This is a genomic window from Enterobacter cloacae complex sp. S3, from assembly GCF_014930495.1.
GTDB lineage: Bacteria > Pseudomonadota > Gammaproteobacteria > Enterobacterales > Enterobacteriaceae > Enterobacter > Enterobacter asburiae_B.
The window spans coordinates 46,931-66,407 of the sequence record NZ_JADBRD010000052.1; the positions used below are offsets into that span (position 1 = coordinate 46,931).

General features: G+C 52.7%; 19 protein-coding genes. 11 read left to right on the forward strand and 8 right to left on the reverse strand.

The window, feature by feature from the left end:
* Positions 1 to 33: 33 nt before the first annotated feature.
* Both dnaB and alr read left to right on the forward strand, forming a co-directional pair.
* Positions 34 to 1,446: a replicative DNA helicase gene (dnaB, locus tag IM317_RS21960; RefSeq protein ID WP_033144407.1), complete on the forward strand. Its 1,413-nt coding sequence runs from the start codon at positions 34 to 36 to the stop codon at positions 1,444 to 1,446.
* A gap of 16 nt (positions 1,447 to 1,462) precedes the next feature.
* Entirely contained in the window at positions 1,463 to 2,542 is a 1,080-nt protein-coding gene (alr, locus tag IM317_RS21965; protein ID WP_033144408.1) for an alanine racemase, read from the forward strand.
* Between the two features lie 51 nt (positions 2,543 to 2,593).
* Here alr and IM317_RS21970 read toward each other — a convergent pair whose 3' ends face one another.
* Positions 2,594 to 3,724, reverse strand: a complete 1,131-nt coding sequence (locus IM317_RS21970) for a hypothetical protein (RefSeq protein ID WP_032662597.1) — start codon at positions 3,722 to 3,724, stop codon at positions 2,594 to 2,596.
* 317 nt (positions 3,725 to 4,041) lie between these two features.
* On the opposite strand from IM317_RS21970, the gene IM317_RS21975 reads away from it, so the two are divergent.
* Complete coding sequence (locus IM317_RS21975) at positions 4,042 to 4,635, forward strand: response regulator transcription factor (RefSeq protein WP_223998077.1); 594 nt, start codon at positions 4,042 to 4,044, stop codon at positions 4,633 to 4,635.
* Between the two features lie 85 nt (positions 4,636 to 4,720).
* Here the strand turns inward: IM317_RS21975 and IM317_RS21980 are convergent, their stop codons facing one another.
* The 6 genes from IM317_RS21980 to IM317_RS22005 all read right to left on the reverse strand — a co-directional run bounded on the left by IM317_RS21980 (position 4,721) and on the right by IM317_RS22005 (position 7,670).
* Positions 4,721 to 5,011: a hypothetical protein gene (locus IM317_RS21980; protein ID WP_033144410.1), complete on the reverse strand. Its 291-nt coding sequence runs from the start codon at positions 5,009 to 5,011 to the stop codon at positions 4,721 to 4,723.
* Positions 5,012 to 5,419: a hypothetical protein gene (locus IM317_RS21985; RefSeq protein WP_033144411.1), complete on the reverse strand. Its 408-nt coding sequence runs from the start codon at positions 5,417 to 5,419 to the stop codon at positions 5,012 to 5,014. It abuts the gene before it with no gap.
* A 65-nt stretch (positions 5,420 to 5,484) separates the two neighbouring features.
* Positions 5,485 to 5,967, reverse strand: coding sequence for a ribonuclease domain-containing protein (locus IM317_RS21990; protein ID WP_033144412.1), 483 nt, complete (start codon positions 5,965 to 5,967; stop codon positions 5,485 to 5,487).
* 18 nt (positions 5,968 to 5,985) lie between these two features.
* A complete protein-coding gene (locus IM317_RS21995; RefSeq protein WP_033144413.1) occupies positions 5,986 to 6,435 on the reverse strand; it encodes a lysozyme in 450 nt (149 codons plus the stop codon).
* Positions 6,435 to 7,037, reverse strand: coding sequence for a DUF2589 domain-containing protein (locus IM317_RS22000; protein ID WP_033144414.1), 603 nt, complete (start codon positions 7,035 to 7,037; stop codon positions 6,435 to 6,437). Before IM317_RS22000 ends, IM317_RS21995 begins: the two co-directional genes overlap by 1 nt.
* Before the next feature lie 75 nt (positions 7,038 to 7,112).
* Positions 7,113 to 7,670, reverse strand: a complete 558-nt coding sequence (locus IM317_RS22005) for a DUF2589 domain-containing protein (protein ID WP_023334176.1) — start codon at positions 7,668 to 7,670, stop codon at positions 7,113 to 7,115.
* A 206-nt stretch (positions 7,671 to 7,876) separates the two neighbouring features.
* Between IM317_RS22005 and tyrB the strand changes: the two genes are divergently transcribed.
* The 4 genes from tyrB to IM317_RS22025 all read left to right on the forward strand — a co-directional run bounded on the left by tyrB (position 7,877) and on the right by IM317_RS22025 (position 10,887).
* The gene (gene tyrB, locus IM317_RS22010) at positions 7,877 to 9,070 is read left to right on the forward strand and encodes an aromatic amino acid transaminase (protein ID WP_033144415.1); all 1,194 of its coding nucleotides are present in this window, start codon (positions 7,877 to 7,879) and stop codon (positions 9,068 to 9,070) included.
* A 217-nt stretch (positions 9,071 to 9,287) separates the two neighbouring features.
* Positions 9,288 to 10,001, forward strand: a complete 714-nt coding sequence (gene aphA / locus IM317_RS22015) for an acid phosphatase AphA (RefSeq protein ID WP_032662578.1) — start codon at positions 9,288 to 9,290, stop codon at positions 9,999 to 10,001.
* Between the two features lie 113 nt (positions 10,002 to 10,114).
* Positions 10,115 to 10,531 (forward strand): secondary thiamine-phosphate synthase enzyme YjbQ, encoded by a 417-nt coding sequence (locus IM317_RS22020; RefSeq protein WP_023310052.1) that lies wholly within the window; start codon positions 10,115 to 10,117, stop codon positions 10,529 to 10,531.
* Positions 10,532 to 10,533: 2 nt separating this feature from the next.
* On the forward strand, positions 10,534 to 10,887 hold the full coding sequence (locus IM317_RS22025) for an MmcQ/YjbR family DNA-binding protein (protein ID WP_023310053.1): 354 nt from the start codon (positions 10,534 to 10,536) through the stop codon (positions 10,885 to 10,887).
* A 3-nt stretch (positions 10,888 to 10,890) separates the two neighbouring features.
* Here IM317_RS22025 and uvrA read toward each other — a convergent pair whose 3' ends face one another.
* Entirely contained in the window at positions 10,891 to 13,713 is a 2,823-nt protein-coding gene (gene uvrA / locus IM317_RS22030) for an excinuclease ABC subunit UvrA (RefSeq protein ID WP_029740212.1), read from the reverse strand.
* Positions 13,714 to 13,964: 251 nt separating this feature from the next.
* Here uvrA and ssb1 point away from each other — a divergent pair, with 251 nt between their 5' ends.
* From ssb1 to IM317_RS22050, 4 genes are all read left to right on the forward strand, one after another.
* Positions 13,965 to 14,495 (forward strand): single-stranded DNA-binding protein SSB1, encoded by a 531-nt coding sequence (gene ssb1 / locus IM317_RS22035; RefSeq protein WP_029740211.1) that lies wholly within the window; start codon positions 13,965 to 13,967, stop codon positions 14,493 to 14,495.
* 157 nt (positions 14,496 to 14,652) lie between these two features.
* Entirely contained in the window at positions 14,653 to 15,900 is a 1,248-nt protein-coding gene (locus IM317_RS22040) for a site-specific integrase (RefSeq protein WP_032142157.1), read from the forward strand.
* The gene (locus tag IM317_RS22045) at positions 15,890 to 17,449 is read left to right on the forward strand and encodes a site-specific integrase (RefSeq protein WP_001514820.1); all 1,560 of its coding nucleotides are present in this window, start codon (positions 15,890 to 15,892) and stop codon (positions 17,447 to 17,449) included. The genes IM317_RS22040 and IM317_RS22045 overlap by 11 nt, the downstream gene beginning before the upstream one ends.
* Entirely contained in the window at positions 17,442 to 19,421 is a 1,980-nt protein-coding gene (locus IM317_RS22050) for an integrase (RefSeq protein WP_193362527.1), read from the forward strand. The genes IM317_RS22045 and IM317_RS22050 overlap by 8 nt, the downstream gene beginning before the upstream one ends.
* Positions 19,422 to 19,477: the final 56 nt, after the last annotated feature.

Below are 19,477 nucleotides of genomic sequence, written 5' to 3' on the forward strand. Positions count from 1 at the left end.
GACCCACTCTTTATCTCGGTAACTCCATTCACTATGGCAGGAAACAAACCCTTCAACAAACAGACTGAATCTCGCGAGCGTGATTTCCAGGTCGCAGGGTTAAAGGTCCCGCCGCACTCGATTGAAGCGGAACAGTCGGTGTTGGGCGGTTTAATGCTGGATAACGAGCGCTGGGACGACGTCGCCGAGCGCGTCGTGGCGGAAGATTTCTACACCCGCCCGCACCGCCACATCTTTACCGAAATGGCGCGTCTGCAGGAGTCGGGCAGCCCAATTGACCTGATCACGCTCGCGGAATCGCTGGAGCGCCTTGGTCAGCTCGACAGCTGCGGCGGGTTTGCCTATCTGGCGGAACTGTCAAAAAACACGCCTAGTGCGGCGAACATCAGCGCGTATGCCGATATCGTGCGCGAACGAGCCGTCGTCCGCGAGATGATTTCGGTGGCGAATGAGATCGCCGAAGCCGGTTTTGATCCGCAGGGTCGCACCAGCGAAGACCTGCTCGATCTGGCTGAATCCCGCGTCTTTAAAATCGCCGAAAGCCGCGCCAATAAAGACGAAGGTCCAAAAAACATCGCCGATGTCCTCGACGCCACCGTTGCCCGTATCGAACAGCTGTTCCAGCAGCCGCACGACGGTGTGACCGGGGTAAACACCGGCTATGACGATTTGAACAAGAAAACCGCCGGTCTGCAGCCGTCGGATTTGATTATCGTCGCCGCGCGTCCGTCGATGGGTAAAACTACCTTTGCGATGAACCTCGTCGAAAACGCGGCGATGTTGCAGGATAAGCCGGTATTGATCTTCAGCCTTGAGATGCCCTCCGAGCAGATTATGATGCGTTCTCTGGCGTCGCTGTCGCGCGTGGATCAGACCCGCATTCGTACCGGCCAGCTCGATGATGAAGACTGGGCGCGCATCTCCGGCACCATGGGCATTCTGCTGGAAAAACGTAACATCTATATCGATGACTCCTCCGGCCTGACGCCGACGGAAGTGCGTTCCCGCGCGCGCCGTATCGCCCGTGAACACGGCGGCATCGGCCTCATCATGATCGACTACCTTCAGCTGATGCGCGTCCCGTCGCTTTCCGACAACCGTACGCTGGAAATCGCGGAGATTTCCCGCTCGCTCAAGGCGTTAGCCAAAGAGCTGCACGTACCGGTCGTCGCGCTGTCTCAGCTGAACCGCTCTCTGGAACAACGTGCCGACAAGCGCCCGGTCAACTCTGACCTGCGTGAGTCCGGCTCCATTGAGCAGGATGCCGACTTAATCATGTTTATCTACCGTGATGAGGTTTATCACGAGAACAGCGACCTGAAAGGGATCGCCGAAATTATTATTGGTAAACAACGTAACGGCCCAATCGGGACGGTGCGTCTGACCTTTAACGGACAGTGGTCGCGTTTCGACAACTATGCCGGTCCTCAATATGATGATGAGTAATTTCTAAGGAATTCAAATGCAAGCGGCAACTGTTGTTATTAACCGCCGCGCTCTGCGACACAACCTGCAACGTCTGCGTGAACTGGCGCCTGCCAGCAAGCTCGTTGCAGTCGTGAAAGCGAACGCTTACGGACACGGTCTTCTTGAGACCGCGCGAACGCTCCCCGATGCCGACGCCTTTGGCGTCGCCCGTCTTGAAGAAGCCCTCCGCCTGCGTGCGGGCGGCATTACTCAACCCATTTTGCTCCTCGAAGGCTTTTTCGAAGCCACAGATTTACCGACCATTGCTGACCAGCATCTGCACACGGCGGTACATAACGAAGAACAGCTAACCGCACTCGAAACCGCCGAACTGAGCGAGCCGGTGACCGTCTGGATGAAGCTCGACACGGGCATGCATCGTCTGGGCGTGCGTCCGGAAAGCGCGGAAGCGTTTTATCAGCGTTTATGCCGGTGCAAAAACGTGCGCCAGCCGGTGAATATCGTCAGCCACTTCGCCCGCGCCGATGAGCCCGAGTGCGGTGCGACCGAGCGCCAGCTGGATATCTTTAACACCTTTTGCGAAGGCAAGCCGGGGATGCGCTCGATTGCGGCATCCGGCGGTATTCTGCTGTGGCCGCAGTCGCACTTCGACTGGGCGCGACCGGGCATCATTCTCTACGGCGTGTCGCCGCTGGAGAACAAACCCTGGGGGCCGGACTTTGGCTTCCAGCCGGTCATGTCGCTGGTCTCTAACCTGATTGCCGTGCGTGACCATAAAGCGGGCGAGCCGGTGGGCTACGGCGGTACCTGGACCAGCGAGCGTGATACCCGTCTCGGAGTGGTGGCGATGGGCTATGGTGACGGCTATCCGCGCGCCGCGCCGTCGGGTACGCCGGTTCTGGTCAACGGTCGCGAGGTGAAGATCGTCGGCCGCGTGGCGATGGACATGATTTGTGTCGATCTGGGGCCTGAAGCCCAGGATAAGCCCGGCAACGATGTCGTGATGTGGGGTGAAGGTTTGCCCGTCGAACGCATTGCTGAAATTACGAAAGTGAGTGCTTACGAACTTATCACGCGCCTGACGTCAAGGGTTGCGATGAAGTACATCGACTGAGACTCGCAGATAGTCGTCCAACGGCATTAGCTGCCGTTGGACGCGTAACGCTTATTTCAACACGTTATAGATCGCCTGATTAGTCAAATAATCCGACGCGAGCCCTGACTCCGGACTGAAGCGCGAACCCTGGATGGACGAGAACCGTTTTCCGGTGCTGCCCAACGAGACATAACGCTCCCCCCCATCGTTTTCCGAAATGGTGTACACCGTTTTCTGCATTTCGGCGAATAGCGGAGCGTTACGCTGAATGGCCTGATGCAATTCCAGCAGCTGCACTCCATCCAGATTGAGCTTTTTATCCAGCGTGACGCCCCATCTTTGCAGGCAAACTTCTGCAAAATGACGCACGATCGTGCCGGGCTCATGGACCACTTTTTCCCCGCTATTCCCATTGGCCGAAGCATTCCCTACCAGCGTAGCGTGGCGACCAGACATGGGATAAATATGGACTTTTGTCGCGCTATCGGTCTGTGGAATGACGCACGAGAAACCTTTTGATCGCTCATGTCTGGCATAGAAAGCCACATACTCCTTCACGTTGCTGCCCAGAGTGACTTTGTCCGCCTGGAAATTACCCATACCCGGAACCGGATCGACCGCAAAAATATTCACCGGAATCGTCGTTAAAAGGGGGTCGGCCAGCATTGCATTGGCAAGCATATGGCAGCTAATTCCGCCCCGGCTCCACCCAACAAGGTTCACCTGAGTGGGCAGGATCTGACCCTGGCGGAAGGTTTTGATGATTTGCTGCTGCAGCGCCTGCTGGGTCACTTTACGATCGCCATAGTCATATTTGCGCCACCAAAATGAGCCGGTAACCTCAACGTCCTGAATCGGTACGCCCGCCTTTTTAAGCTGCTCATAGTTTTCTTTTGTGAGCTTCTCACGCTGCCAGTCAACGTGTCCTTTGATAATATTGATCGCATGCTGAACATTCTCATTCCAGCCGCTGCCCAGAAGCTGGGCGCGAAGCTGAGAATATTCTCCGCTTTTGACCCAAAGCTCATCGCTTTGTAGATTGCCGCTCCCCGGACCATCAAGAATGACCCATTCGGCGAACTCTTTACCCTTGTTATTGGCTGCCAGAGAAGAGATGAGCTCGCCGTTCCAGTAATTAGCATGAGACTCATCAAATTTATTAGATCCAGTACCACAGAAATACACTGTTAGTATTGTCATAAATGACCTCATTGAAATATTAATATGTAGGTGGATGGCACGCGTGCAGTAAAATAATAAGTGCCAGCAATATTTCTGGGAATATGCTATTGAGCCCAGGCTGTTTTTAATAACGATAAGATCGTTCTTAATTAAATATGGCTATGTTTAATGTGTAGTACTGCTTAACTTTTTGCTTTGGGTATATGACGTTTGCCTTATGCCGAATGCTGTTTTTACAGTTTTGTAATAGCACGCATACTTAATTTCGGAATAAGTTGGTTGAATAACCTAAGAAAATAGATTTCACACGGGGTTATGCTACGATGAATATATTAATGATCGATGAATTACCGATCTTCATTCACGGTATGAAAACAGAGCTGGAACGCGTCATGCCGGAATGCACTGTTTTTGCAGCGAACAACTTTGAAGATGCACACGCAATTTTAACCTCTATGCCGGTCAGCATTATTTTGCTGGATGGTGAAATGAAGTGCCGTGATTTTATCACTAATTTGATGACAAACTGGCCTGAGCTACCGATCGTGGTGATGTTACGAAAAACGACGGATAAGATATTCAACTTCTACATCCGCCAAAGCATTAAGGGCATTTTTACCAAGGATCTCCCCGCGGAGAAAATCAGCCAGATACTTTGCATGGTTTCCTCGGGGGTGGTCTGTTTTCCGGAGCAAGCCGTGGTCCAGCGAGAACAACCCACTGGCGGTTTGCCAATCTATTCCCTGAGTCGTCGGCAGAAGGAAGTTCTTAAGCTGCTGGCGAATGGAGGAACAAATAAGCAGATCAGCCGGCAATTGAATATCAGCGCAGGTACGGTCAAAGTGCATCTGGAATCCATCTTTCACCGACTACAGGTCAACAATCGGACACAGGCCGCAATGCTCTATTTTAAATATATGACTAATTAGCCGATTTTCAGCAAAGCGAAGGGCTGCAGCCAAAATGCGTTAAAAGAAAAGCGCAACAGATGGACCTCTGTTGCGCTTTGTTTTTTTAACGGTACTGAGATTTGAAATAATATATCACCACCACCAGCGTTCCGAAGTCCTGCAATAGCCAGAATGGAAAGCTGTCACTCAGTATATCAGCACCGGTAAGAATAAATTTCATGTTTAAGCTGCTCTCACCAAAAAAACCAAAGGCGAGGGCGGCTAAGCCAATTTTACACATTACCGGCAGGGCATGGACTCTTCGGCTATAGGCGGCAAACAAAATCAGCAGCGATGTTACCAGGTCGACGAAGATAATAAAGGGAAGCACCCAGCCATTCATTATGTTAAGCATTTATTCTCCATCGGGTTTGTTGTGGGTTAAATCAGGCGGAGAAAGTGACTCATGTCTGACTTTACTTTTAATGACGCTTGCAACATCAAAAATATCGCGCTGCTCATGCCGGCGAAAAAAGTTTGCCAGCCAGACGATCAGGCCATTACTCATTGCCCCGAGGATATACCCTAAACCAAGCGTGATATCGGCCTGATTAAGGTCTATCTTTAACCAGCGGGCTGCTAATCCACCTAATGCGACGGCCGCGCCCATGCTGATTCCACCAAAAATAATGCCTGCCATAAATCGGCTGTGCTGGTGCAATCGCTGCGGTTGCCAGAAAAACGAGATACTGACGCCGCCAAATAAACCTGAAAAAGCCAGCAAGGCTTCACTGATGAGGGTCGGGAGATAGATGTCAGACATACGTTCATCCTCTGCAAGGATAAATCCCCTCGGAAAAGGGGATTTATTATCGTAACGGGCGCTTATTATTGGCAGGGATCCAGCTCAACAATATGCTGATACTTATCGGTCGTAATAAAACGCTGTTGCCCTGACAGGCTGTAAATCAAACGCTTGGGAGAGCGATATCCCTTCACGACATCAACATCCGCGCTAAGCCAGGGCTGACTGGCAGGAAGAGCGCGATGGCTGTATTTATCGCCACCGATCCATTTTTGATTGGTGGGTTTAAGACCCCAAAGCGATTCGCTTTCACTTCCCGACCAGCCGAGGCGTTTGGCCTCATCCGAGGTGATATAGCGGTCGGGCAGGCGCCCAAAATTTTTTATATGACGAAGCGTTGTCGCCAGATCGGTCACGTTATTGACGGGCACCATACCCTGAGAAGATAAAAAGGCGTTGGCTTCCTTTATTTCCTCTTCGCAGGTTGGCATGGCGGCGGTTGCCTGTAACACGTTGAATAACGAAACAGACAGTACGGCCATTTTCACTATGGATAGTGGTTTCATTGTAATTTTCCTGTTGAATTAACTAAGAAATAGCTTCATTTCCGCCTCGCGGCGTCGGGTAAGCCCGGTCAAAACCTTACCGCCTGCCTTATTCCAGCTTTTGAACTGCAGTGCGGCGCCCTGGATATCGCCAGCGTTGAATTTTTTGAGCAGCGTGGATTTCTTTAAATTGCCCACGCCAAGGTTGAAGGCGAACGAAACCAGCGCGTCGAATTGGTTCTGTGTCGAAGCGTTGTTCAGCAGTTTTTTCACGCCGTCCTCGGTGCGTTTCAGATCTTTGCGCAGCAGATCTTTGGCTTCACCGGTGGTAATTTTGGTGAGCTTTTCCATCTCCTCTTTGAGGATCAAATGGCCGTAGCCGATGGTCCATAAACCTACGGCATCGCGATAACGCTCCAGCCTCAGCCCTTCAAACTGGCAAATAAGCTGAATGCCCTTGTCACCTGTACGTTCTGGTTTTTTTTGCATTACGGAGTCTCCTCTGCTTTCGGGCGGGGAATCACCTTGTTGGTGTATTCGTCAATCAAACGCATGACGCTTTCCGGTGGCTCAAGTGCGGTAAATTGCATCTCTACATCGACGTGGCGGCTGTCACGCCCGCCTTTGTTATCGCTGGAAGGCGAAAGGCTGACGTGAAAGCGGCCAAATTCGTTTTCACCGGACTGGCGGGAAGGCGCCTGCATGCCTTCCGTACGGATCGTCAGGTTGACCTTCATCTTTTCCAGCATCAGCCCGCGCGGTGTCGAAAGCGCGACTAAGGGCAGGTCAAAGTAGTGCTTTTCATCCAGCGCCAGCTGTACCGTGCGTGGAATTAACGAACCGTCTTCTGCGGGTTCGAAAAAGGGATCCAATGCCTTCATATACTGCTGAGCAATCAGTTCGTTGGCCGCAGTGGCCGCGTACTGCATCCCACGCGTGATATCTTCAAGCGAGATCGGCACGCCGGGAATATCGGCTGGAGGCGCTGGAGGCGTGTTTTCCTGTACCGGTGGCGTGCCTTCATCCTCTTTGCCCGCCCTGTTTTCCGGCTCCTCATCCTTGCCGCCGCGCAGCCATTTTTTAAAAGACATATTTCGCTCCTGGAAAAAGGGCTACCCGGGTAGCCCCTGCGTTACGGAATCGCACGTATGTCGCGGCGTGGAAGATTATTGCGCGGCGACAGGCTTGGTTTTGGCGTTGGTCAGGTAATCAATCACGCGCTGCAGAGCTTCAGGTGGCTCCTGGCGTTTAATCTGGGTATGAATGGAATATTTCGCGCGTGTATCGGTCGAACGGGTCTGCTCCGATTTATGGGAGACCTTGCCGGTCATTTTCGCTTTGAAAACACCCCAGCCGACGGACGCTTCCACGGAGGCCTCCGCTTCGGTGCTGCTGGAACTGGCTTCGCTCTGGCTCACTTCCAGCTCAAAGTCGATAGTGCCGTCCTCAATGCAGATGATAGGGTGGGTGACCGCCGCCAGGAGCGGAATACTCATCTTGCGAGTCACGCTGCCTTTATTGACCCCCTGTTCGTCTACCACGGTTTCGTCGTAATCGAACTCGATCGCGACAGCTTTGCCGTCTTTAATACAGACGGAGAGCAGGAAGTCGGTATAGGCCTTGCTCGCCTGGACCTGTGCTTTGATCATCGCCTGCAGCGGACCGCCGATCATATGTTCCAGCGGCAGGGCGTTAATAACTGAACCAATAAATTGTGAATCCATGATGTGAACTCCTTGAATCAGTGAATGCGCGGTTGCGCAGGAGCCACATTACGGAAAGCGAGAAGGGGAAAATATTGGGTAAATGTCATGGCGAGAGGACGCAAAAAACCTATGCCGATCGCAGGATAATCTTAAGGGGTGGTGTTGAGTGATATTCCGGTTTATTGTTGAAATCCCTGCCTCATCGAATTCCGGAGAACCATCGCGTGTTTCAGAAAGTTGACGCCTATGCCGGCGACCCTATCCTCTCCTTAATGGAGCGTTTCAAAGAAGATCCTCGCAGCGACAAAGTGAACCTCAGCATCGGTCTGTATTACAACGAGGATGGCATCATTCCTCAATTAAAAGCCGTTGCCGAAGCTGAGGCGCGTCTGAATGCTGTTCCACACGGTGCTTCTCTTTATCTGCCGATGGAAGGGTTAAACGCCTACCGCAACACCATCGCTCCGCTGTTATTCGGTGCCGATCACGCGGTGCTCGCGCAAAAGCGCGTGGCGACCATCCAGACGTTGGGCGGCTCGGGTGCGCTGAAAGTGGGTGCAGACTTCCTGAAAAAATACTTCCCGGATTCAGGCGTATGGGTCAGTGACCCGACGTGGGAAAACCACGTTGCGATCTTCGAGGGCGCAGGTTTCAACGTGGCGACCTATCCGTGGTTCGACAGCGAAACGAACGGCGTGCGCGTCGAAGCGCTGCTGGAAAAACTGAACACCCTGCCGGCGCGCAGCATTGTGCTGCTGCACCCATGCTGCCATAACCCGACCGGGGCGGATCTCACCAACGCCCAGTGGGATGCGGTGATTGAGGTACTGAAGGCCCGCGACCTGATTCCGTTCCTCGACATTGCCTACCAGGGCTTTGGCGCGGGCATGGAAGAAGATGCTTACGCCATCCGCGCCGTGACCAGCGCCGGGCTGCCAGCGCTGGTCAGCAACTCCTTCTCTAAAATCTTCTCCCTGTACGGTGAACGCGTTGGCGGTCTGTCCGTGGTCTGTGAAGACGCCGAAGCGGCGGGTCGCGTCCTGGGCCAGCTGAAGGCGACGGTGCGCCGTATTTACTCCAGCCCGCCAAACTTTGGTGCGCAGGTGGTGGCGACGGTTCTCGGTGACGAACAGCTGAAAGCGTCCTGGCTTGCCGAAGTGGAAGCGATGCGTAAGCGCATCCTGTCCATGCGTCAGGAGCTGGTTAACGTGCTGAAAGAGGCCGTGCCGGGACATAACTTCGACTATCTGCTCAAGCAGCGCGGGATGTTCAGCTATACCGGTCTGAGCGCGGCGCAGGTCGATCGTCTGCGGGAAGAGTTCGGCGTCTACCTGATCGCCAGCGGCCGTATGTGCGTGGCGGGCCTGAATGCCAGCAACGTTCATCGCGTGGCGCAGGCGTTTGCTGCTGTAATGTAAGCACTTACCAACCGACCCTCTCCCCGTGGGAGAGGGCTGGGGTGAGGGTATCAGGCCGCACAAAAACGTTGCCCGGCATTCTGTGATCGTCTTCTTTTTATTCCGCTTCATAAGCAAAAACTCCTTCCCTTCACCTCCCGCTGGGGTTATGGTCGGATAGTTTTTTGACCATCCGCTCAAATTAAAACGATAACAAACTGAATATTCAGGGGAAAATATGCGCAAGATCACACTGGCGCTCAGCGCCGCCTGCTTATTGTTCTCGCTTAACAGCGCCGTCGTCGCGCGAGCTTCTGCCCCGACGCCGCTTTACACCGGCACCACCGCCGCCATTCTCGCCGAGCAGGCGCCCATTCACTGGGTTTCCGTGGCTCAAATCGAAAACAGCCTGATCGGCCGCGCGCCAATGGCCGTGGGTTTTGACATTGACGATACCGTACTGTTCTCAAGCCCTGGCTTCTGGCGCGGGAAGAAAACGTATTCACCCGACAGCGAAGCGTATCTGAAGAACCCGGAATTCTGGGAAAAAATGAATAACGGCTGGGACGAATTCAGCATCCCGAAAGAGGTTGCCCGTGCGCTTATTGCCATGCACGTGAAGCGCGGTGACAGCATCTACTTTGTTACCGGCCGCAGCCAGACCAAAACCGAAACCGTCTCTAAAACGCTGCAGGATGATTTCCAGATCCCGGCGACCAGCATGAATCCGGTCATTTTTGCCGGTGACAAAGAAGGGCAAAACACCAAGACCCAGTGGCTGGAAAAGAAAAATATCAAAGTATTCTACGGCGATTCGGATAACGACATCACCGCCGCGCATGACGTGGGGGCCAGAGGGATCAGGGTATTGCGCGCCTCTAACTCGACCTATCGACCGCTGCCGATGGCCGGAAAGTTTGGCGAAGAGGTAATCGTCAACTCGGAGTATTAAGTATCCGGCAGCGGGTTTGACTCTTTTTTAATCAAATCTCGCTGCTGCGGGTTTTACCTTTCGTCTTCTTGCTGCACACTTAGAAAGATTCATCTTTCATCACGGAGCAGCACATGTGGTACCAACAAACCCTGACCTTAAGCGCTAAACCACGCGGATTTCACCTGGTGACGGATGAAGTCATCGGGCAACTCCGCGATCTGTCGCGGGTGAAAACGGGTTTGCTGCATCTGCTGCTTCAGCACACGTCAGCCTCTCTCACGCTTAATGAAAATTGCGATCCCACCGTCCGGTCCGACATGGAGCACCATTTTCTGAAGAGTGTCCCGGACAACGCGCCTTACGAGCATGACTATGAGGGGGCGGACGATATGCCTTCGCATATTAAATCCTCCCTGCTGGGCGTATCGTTGATGCTGCCGGTTCACAACGGCCGACTGCTGTTGGGTACGTGGCAGGGGATCTGGCTGGGAGAGCATCGCATTCACGGTGGTTCGCGTAAAATTATCGCCACGCTACAAGGGGAATAAAGATGACAATTTCGGAGATACTTCAGTACTGCATGAGCAAGCCCGGCGCGGAGCAGAGCGTTCATAGCGACTGGAAAGCCACGCAGATAAAAGTGGGAGATGTCCTGTTTGCGATGGTGAAAGAGGTGGAAGGCCGTCCGGCGGCGTCGCTGAAAACCAGCCCTGAACTGGCGGATTTGCTACGTCAACAGCATGATGACGTGAGGCCGAGCAAGCACCTCAATAAGGCGCACTGGAGCACCGTCTATCTGGATGGATCGATTCCTGGCTCGCAGATTTACTACCTGGTGGACGCGTCCTATCAGCAGGCGGTTGAGCTGCTGCCGGAAACCACCCGACAGCAACTCTCCGTGTGACAATTACAGCAACGGTTTAAGGAAGCGCGCGGTGTGCGAGGCTTCGCACTCTGCAACGGTCTCTGGCGTACCGGAGACGAGAATTTCACCGCCGCCGCTGCCGCCTTCCGGGCCGAGATCGACAATCCAGTCCGCGGTTTTAATCACGTCCAGGTTATGCTCGATGACCACGATGGTGTTGCCCTGGTCTCTGAGCTGATGCAGAACCTCGAGCAGCTGCTGGATATCGGCAAAGTGCAGGCCGGTGGTCGGCTCGTCCAGAATGTAGAGCGTCTGACCGGTGCCGCGTTTTGACAGCTCACGCGCCAGCTTCACGCGCTGCGCTTCACCGCCGGACAGCGTGGTTGCCGACTGCCCAAGACGAATGTAGGTCAGGCCTACGTCCATCAGCGTCTGCAGCTTACGCGCCAGCGCAGGGACGGCATCAAAGAATTCGCGCGCCTCTTCAATGGTCATGTCCAGCACTTCGTGGATGGTCTTGCCTTTGTACTTAATCTCCAGCGTTTCGCGGTTATAGCGTTTGCCTTTGCACTGGTCGCACGGCACGTAGATATCCGGCAGGAAGTGCATCTCAACCTTGATCACGCCGTCGCCCTGGCATGCTTCGCAGCGGCCACCGCGCACGTTAAAGCTGAAACGTCCTGGCGTATAGCCGCGGGAGCGCGCTTCCGGCACGCCGGCAAAGAGTTCACGTACGGGCGTGAAGACGCCGGTATAGGTTGCCGGGTTAGAGCGCGGGGTACGGCCAATCGGGCTCTGGTCGATGTCGATAACTTTATCGAAATGCTCCAGACCCTGGATGTCGCGGTACGGTGCAGGCTCGGCCAGCGTCGCGCCGTTTAGCGCCGTCTGCGCAATCGGGAACAGCGTATCGTTGATCAGCGTCGATTTACCGGAACCGGACACGCCGGTGATGCAGGTAAACAGGCCAACCGGCAGCGTCAGGGTGACGTCTTTCAGGTTGTTGCCGCGCGCGCCGGTCAGCTTCAGCACTTTTTCCGGATCTGCCGCTACGCGCTGTTTCGGCACCTCAATCTTACGCTTGCCGCTCATGAACTGACCGGTCAGCGACTCGGGCACCGCCATGATGTCCTTCAGCGTCCCTTCCGCGACCACCTGGCCGCCGTGTACGCCAGCGCCAGGGCCAATGTCGATGACGTGGTCAGCCGCGCGGATCGCATCTTCATCGTGCTCGACCACGATCACCGTGTTGCCGAGGTTGCGCAGGTGAACCAGCGTGCCGAGCAGGCGCTCGTTGTCGCGCTGGTGCAGGCCGATGGACGGCTCATCCAGCACGTACATCACGCCGACTAAGCCCGCGCCAATCTGGCTCGCCAGACGGATACGCTGGGCTTCGCCGCCGGAGAGCGTTTCTGCCGAGCGGGAAAGCGTCAGGTAGTTCAGGCCGACGTTCACGAGGAATTTCAGGCGATCGCCGATCTCTTTCAGCACTTTTTCGGCGATTTTCGCGCGCTGGCCGGAGAGCTTCAGATTGTTGAAGAAGTCCATCGCATGGCCGATGCTCATGTCTGAGATGGTCGGCAGCGCGGTGTTTTCCACAAACACATGGCGCGCTTCGCGACGCAGACGCGTTCCTTCACAGGTGGCGCAGGAGCGGTTGCTGATGAACTTCGCCAGCTCCTCGCGCACCGCGCTGGATTCGGTCTCTTTGTAGCGGCGCTCCATGTTGTGCAGCACCCCTTCGAACGGGTGGCGGCGCACGGAGGTATCGCCGCGATCGTTCATATACTTGAACTCGATGTTCTCTTTGCCGGAACCGAACAGGATCACTTTGTGCACGTTCGGGCTCAGGCTCGCCCACGGTGCTTCGACGTCAAACTTGTAGTGCTCTGCCAGCGATTTCAGCATCTGGAAGTAGTAGAAGTTACGCTTGTCCCAGCCGCGAATGGCCCCGCCCGCCAGCGACAGCTCCGGGTTCTGGATCACGCGGTCCGGGTCGAAATACTGCTGGACGCCCAGGCCGTCACACGTCGGGCACGCGCCCGCCGGGTTGTTGAATGAGAACAGGCGCGGCTCGAGCTCGCGCATGCTGTAGCCGCAAATCGGGCAGGCGAAGTTGGCGGAGAAGAGCAGCTCTTCCGCTTTTGGGTCGTCCATGTCGGAGACCACGGCCGTGCCGCCAGAGAGTTCCAGCGCCGTTTCAAAAGATTCCGCCAGGCGCGTGGCGAGATCGTCGCGTACCTTAAAGCGGTCAATCACCACTTCGATGGTGTGCTTCTTCTGCAGCTCCAGCTTTGGCGGGTCGGACAGGTCACACACCTCGCCGTCGATACGGGCGCGGATATAGCCCTGGCTTGCCAGGTTTTCCAGCGTTTTGGTGTGTTCGCCTTTTCGCTCTTTAATGATCGGCGCCAGCAGCATCAGGCGTTTGCCTTCCGGCTGCGACAGCACGTTATCCACCATCTGGCTTACGGTCTGGGCCGCCAGCGGGACGTCGTGGTCCGGGCAGCGCGGCTCACCCACGCGGGCATACAGCAGACGCAGGTAGTCATGAATTTCGGTAATGGTACCGACCGTTGAACGCGGGTTATGCGAGGTGGACTTCTGCTCAATAGAGATAGCAGGGGACAACCCTTCAATGTGGTCGACATCCGGTTTTTCCATCAGCGACAGGAACTGACGCGCGTACGCAGAGAGCGATTCAACGTAACGACGCTGTCCTTCGGCATACAAAGTGTCGAAAGCCAGTGAGGATTTGCCAGACCCCGAAAGCCCGGTCACGACAATGAGTTTGTCGCGAGGGATTATGAGGTTGATATTCTTGAGATTGTGGGTGCGGGCGCCCCGAACTTCGATCTTATCCATTCACCTTTCCCGGTTGGAACACGGATTGCCTGATTTGTTTGAAGGACAAACGGCTGTCAGAAACGGCTAATTATGACACAATTTGACCTGTTTGAATATACAGTATTGGAATGCATTTTCTGATTGGCTGTGTAACAATGTAGAGTCCGCGAGAGATTTCTGAACCGACTACGCAACTATGCAAATTGCCGCGTGGAAATGGTACACTCGCGCGTTTACACTATTAAGAAACGTATTCAGGAGACACGAACATGGCCAGCAGAGGCGTAAACAAGGTGATTCTCGTCGGTAATCTGGGCCAGGACCCGGAAGTACGCTACATGCCGAGTGGTGGCGCAGTTGCCAACATTACGCTGGCTACTTCCGAATCCTGGCGTGATAAAGCGACCGGTGAGATGAAAGAGCAGACCGAATGGCACCGTGTAGTGCTGTTTGGCAAACTGGCCGAAGTGGCCGGTGAGTATCTGCGTAAAGGTTCTCAGGTCTATATCGAAGGCCAGCTGCGTACCCGCAAATGGACCGATCAGGCCGGCGCTGAGAAGTACACCACAGAAGTCGTGGTCAACGTGGGCGGCACCATGCAGATGCTGGGTGGCCGTCAGGGCGGTGGTGCACCGGCAGGTGGCGGTCAGAGCCAGCAGCAGGGCGGTTGGGGTCAGCCTCAGCAGCCGCAGGGCGGCAACCAGTTCAGCGGCGGCGCACAGTCTCGTCCGCAGCAGCAGTCTGCTCCGGCGCCGTCTAACGAACCGCCAATGGATTTCGACGACGACATTCCGTTCTGAAGATGACCTTAGAGTTATCTGTAAAGAATGTAAACATAGACCCCTGTTAATTCAGGGGTTTTTCGTTTCTAGCGCCAAGAAAAGTGTCTTGTATAAATTGGTGATTTTTCACATATAGTCTACCTTGTAATTGTGTACTATTTATGGGTGTGAGTGCATGGAAAAGAACTACAGAGTTACAACATTTGTCATGGATAGTGGCGAGCGCTATTGCATGGTAGTGGATCGTGCTTCTGGCCTTCCCATGTATTACCCAACTTTGTTTTTAACAACCCAAATCCGCAATAAAGGCAATGCCTTCTCAACGACGCTAGCTGCTGCTAACAACCTAGTCTTGTTGTTACGCTTTCTAGAGAGTCGTGACATTAACCTTGAAGAACGGTTATTGACCAAAGATTTCTTCAAGCCACATGAGATGGACGATCTGCGAGACTTTGCTCAGCGCAAGCAAGGCAGGATGCCATCAAAGGCGCTCTCCAATCCTTGGCTGGATGATGAGTTGGCCAATATCGTGGATAACGGAACACAACATTCCCGCCTAACAACGTTTGCCAACTATTTACGCTGGTATGCTATGCATCTCTTAAAGATGCCTGAGCTGGATGTTGGCGAACAGATCAAGACTATGGCGACGCAAATAAAGGTGCGCCGACCGTCTAAAAAGAGCAGAAACAGTACATTGCAAGACAGGTCTTTGAGTGACGTTCAATTGGATGTGCTATTTGAGACGATCAAGCTCGATTCAGAGTGGAATCCTTTTTCAATTGATGTGCAGCGCCGCAATCGGCTGATGATCTTGCTTCTGTATCATCTGGGCATCCGAGGTGGTGAATTATTGAACATCAGAATACAGGACATAGATTTTAGCTCTAACAGGATCCGTATCGTTAGGCGAGCAGATGAACGAGCTGATTCTAGAACCAATGAGCCTAATGCCAAAACCAGAGAACGGCTCATACCGTTGGCTGAATCCTTAGCTCAAGAACTGCACAGTTATATCACCAAAGATCGCCGCAAAGTCCAAAATGCAAAGAAAAATGACTACCTGTTTGTGACTTACAAGCGTGGGCCAACTGTCGGAAACCCTATCTCCAAGGCGGGTTATCACAAAATATTTTCCTTGGTCAAAGATGTATCGCCGCAATTGTACACAGTGACTGGACACTCGCTCCGCCACACATGGAATCGTAAGTTTTCAGAAAGAATGGATGCCATGGATGAGCCAGTCAGCGAAGAACGACAAGAGCAAATCCGTGCGTACTTACAAGGTTGGAAACCGGGCTCAGGAACCGCAGCGACTTACAACAAGCGTTTCATTCAGCAAAAAGGTTTTGAGGCCGCCTTGGCTTTACAAGAGGGAAATGGCACTCGCTTACCAAAGGACATGAAGATTGATGATGAATAACATCTTACCAGCATTGCCTACCGAGAAAATACCTGCAAAATCAAATGGATACTTTTTCACGTTGCATGAAGCTATGTGGAGATTAGATAAAAACAACAATATTTCGGTTGGTATGATACATGACCTTCTGGATCCTGAGACTCTGAGTGGGTTTCTTCATACCCTGTCATTTTATGCCAGGAACCTGTCCGCGGCATACACGAGACATATTTTCCTGTGTTTCTTAGACATGATTCGTGCAACTAAAGCTACTCGTATTGACGATATCATGTTGATTGGATATAGGTCTTCTTTGGATGCGGCTCATGAGCATGAGTTAGCCTGCGTTAGTGTTTTACTGCGAAAGTGGCACAAGCTGGGCTATCCCGGTGTTAGCAAGAACGTGGCGTGTTTGCTGGAGGGATGGAGGTTAAAGGGGGGGCGTAAGGGGGATGCGGTTAAGCGATTGGATCCTCTAAAGGGGCCGTTGACGGATAATGAACTTCAAGCGTTTAACGAGGCGGTTGTACGAGCTTATGAAAAGAGCTTAATTACCATCGCGGAGTTGGCTATGGCTCTTAGCGTCAGTCATACAGGGCGTCGTTCAATCCAGATCTCTCAGCTGCGCGTGGTTGATATTCTCTGCGGAGAAAATGAAAAGGGTGAACCCTTCTATGTGTTGAATGTGCCGCGAGCCAAGCAACGTAACAGCTTTTTTCGCGAAAGCTTCAAGCCCTATGCGATGACTCTCGAACTATGGGCAGTCCTGAGTGCTCAGGCAAGGAATGCTGTTACTCTGGTTGAGAATCGTCTCGGGATTGAATTGCAGGAAGCTGACCGGCAGCAGATCCCTCTGTTTCCTGATCTTGATGTGCTAGCGACCATCCAATCCCCTTATGAATTCTACCAACTGCTTGCCACTGACAAACTCCACATCGCCGCTTCAGTGATAACTAAAACACTCCATTTAATCGTAGAAGAATCAGATATCCGGTCAGAACGTACTGGTGATCTATTGCATATCAATTCTCGCCGCTTTCGGTATACCACGGGCACACGGGCTGCCCGTGAAGGTTTTGGCGAGTTGGTAATAGCGGAACTGCTTGACCATACGGACACCCAAAACGCAGGTGTTTATATCAAGAATATACCCGAGCATGTGAAAATGCTGGATGAGGCGGTTGGTTTTCAATTGGCGCCATACGCTCAGGCATTTGTCGGGGTACTTGTAGATTCAGAGAGGGATGCACATCGAGGTGACGACCCAACCAGCCGTATTCGGACCGAAATAGGTCAAGGTGTTGGAACTTGTGGCGAACATGGCTTTTGTGGCGCCAATGTACCTATTCCTTGCTACACCTGCATGCATTTTCAGCCATGGCTGGATGGCCCGCATGAAGATGTCTATCAGGGCTTGCTTAATGAGCGTGAGCGGGTGAAAGAGATAACTGGCGACATCCAGATTGCTGCCGTGCTTGATCGTAGCATCATCGCGGTGGCAGATGTGATTATGCGTTGCGCTAAACGTCGTGAAGAGCTTGGTAAAGAGGGATTAATTACCAATGGCTGAGATTTTCCAGTTCAAGCCAAAGGCTATTCTGACGGCAGCAGAAAACCTTGGAGCATTCATAGCCAAGTGCCGAGATCAACTGACTGTATTCGGATCCGAACTCAATTGGGATGCTCCTGTGTGGCCAAACATAACAGTGTTCGCCAAGTTGGGCGTTACTACTCGCAAACCAAAACCCCAAGAGATGCAAGATCCAGAGTTCATCGATTTCGCTAAAGCTTATTTCCGTTACCAGCAGGGGCATCATCCCACGGGGACAAAAAATGAAAGTAAGGCCCTCCGAGCGGTTGAGGCGTCTTTGCTTCAAGTAAACGGGAGTGCAAATATTGATGGCCTGTCAATTACTGTGCTTGATGAAGCAGCTGAATTGGCAAGGCAGCACTACTCAGATGGCTCAGCATATAGTTGCGGCCGTGAGATTGAGCGGCTGGCTAAGTTTGTAGTTGAAAACCAGCTTGTACCAAACGCTATACAAGATTGGGTCAATCCAATTCAGCGTGCTAGTGATAAGAATAAAACAGGCAGAGAGGCGAAGAAAAATAGAGAGGAGAAACTGCCCTGTGATATTGCTCTCAATGCGCTGGCCGAAATTTTTGCCACTAATCCAATTAATGAGAGGGATATATTCACATCATCGGTGTTTGCGATGCTGATGTCAGCACCATCACGCATTACTGAAGTTTTGGCTCTACCTGCGGATTGCGAGGTATTTGAAACTGATCGCGAAGGTATAGAACGTTATGGCTGGCGTTTCTTTGCCGGGAAAGGTTACGAGGGTGATATAAAGTGGATACCAAGCGTTATGGTCGAAGTAGCCAAAACTGCCATCGCCAGAGTGAAAACTCTATCACAGAATGCCCGAAGCCTAGCCAAGTGGATTGAGAATAACCCTAACAAGTTTTACCGTCATATTGACTGTCCTGATGTTGCTGATGATAAGCCATTAACGATGGAGGAGTCTTGTATAGCTCTCGGTCTTGCTTGTGAATCCAAAAAGCAATGTCATTCTTCTCTTTATAATCGAGGACTAGTCCAAAAAGATGGTGTGCACACGCTAAATAGTTTGTGGCAGCATACTTTGGCGCGTTTGCCTGATAGTTTTCCGTGGTTCGATAAAGACAAAGGTATTATGTACAGTAATGCTTTGTTTGCACTGAATGCTAATCAGTTTCATGGAAACCGAGGCTGCCTGCCGGTTGAATTGCACAAACCAACCCATAATTTTTTTAACAATGATCTTACGCCTCGTGAGGCCATTGAAGGAAAACATGCCAGTATCTTTGATCGCCATGGTTATCGTACTGAAAATGGAGAGCGGGTCAAATTGACCTCGCATCAGGCTCGACACCTGCTCAACACCATTGCCCAGCGTGGAGGACTGTCAAACTTGGAAATTGCCAAGTGGTCTGGACGGGCAGACGTGAAGCAGAATCGAACCTACAACCACATGACTGAATACGAACTGGTTGGCATGGCTGAACGCCTTGATCCCACAAAAGCGCTATTTGGGCCTGTTGGCGAAGTGGCAAAGCATCTGCCCGTGACTATGCAGGAGTTGAATACCTTAGAGCATGCCGCAGTCCATGTGACGGAGTATGGCTACTGTGTGCATGATTACACCATGAGTCCTTGTGAGAAGTTCCGAGATTGCGTCAACTGTACTGAGCAGGTTTGTATCAAGGGCGATGATACAGAAAAATCAGACCGAATTAAAAAGCGGCTGGTGAAGTCGGAACGATTATTTTCGCTTGCTGAAACGGCTGTGGCAAGCGGCGAGATGGGGGCTGACCGCTGGTATCAGTACCATAAGAAGACCGTTACCAGGCTTCGGGAACTAGTCGCCATTTTAGAAGATCCAAACATTGAAAATGGTACCCAGATTAAGCTCTTGGGCAATGATTTCAGCCAGCTTCGCCGTGTTGTCGCAAAGACTTTGACCTGCTCCCCGTTGATTAGTACACCCCGATGTTAGTAATGTCTTCATAAGCCACATGAGGACATCCCCATGAAGAAGCGTTTTTCCTACAA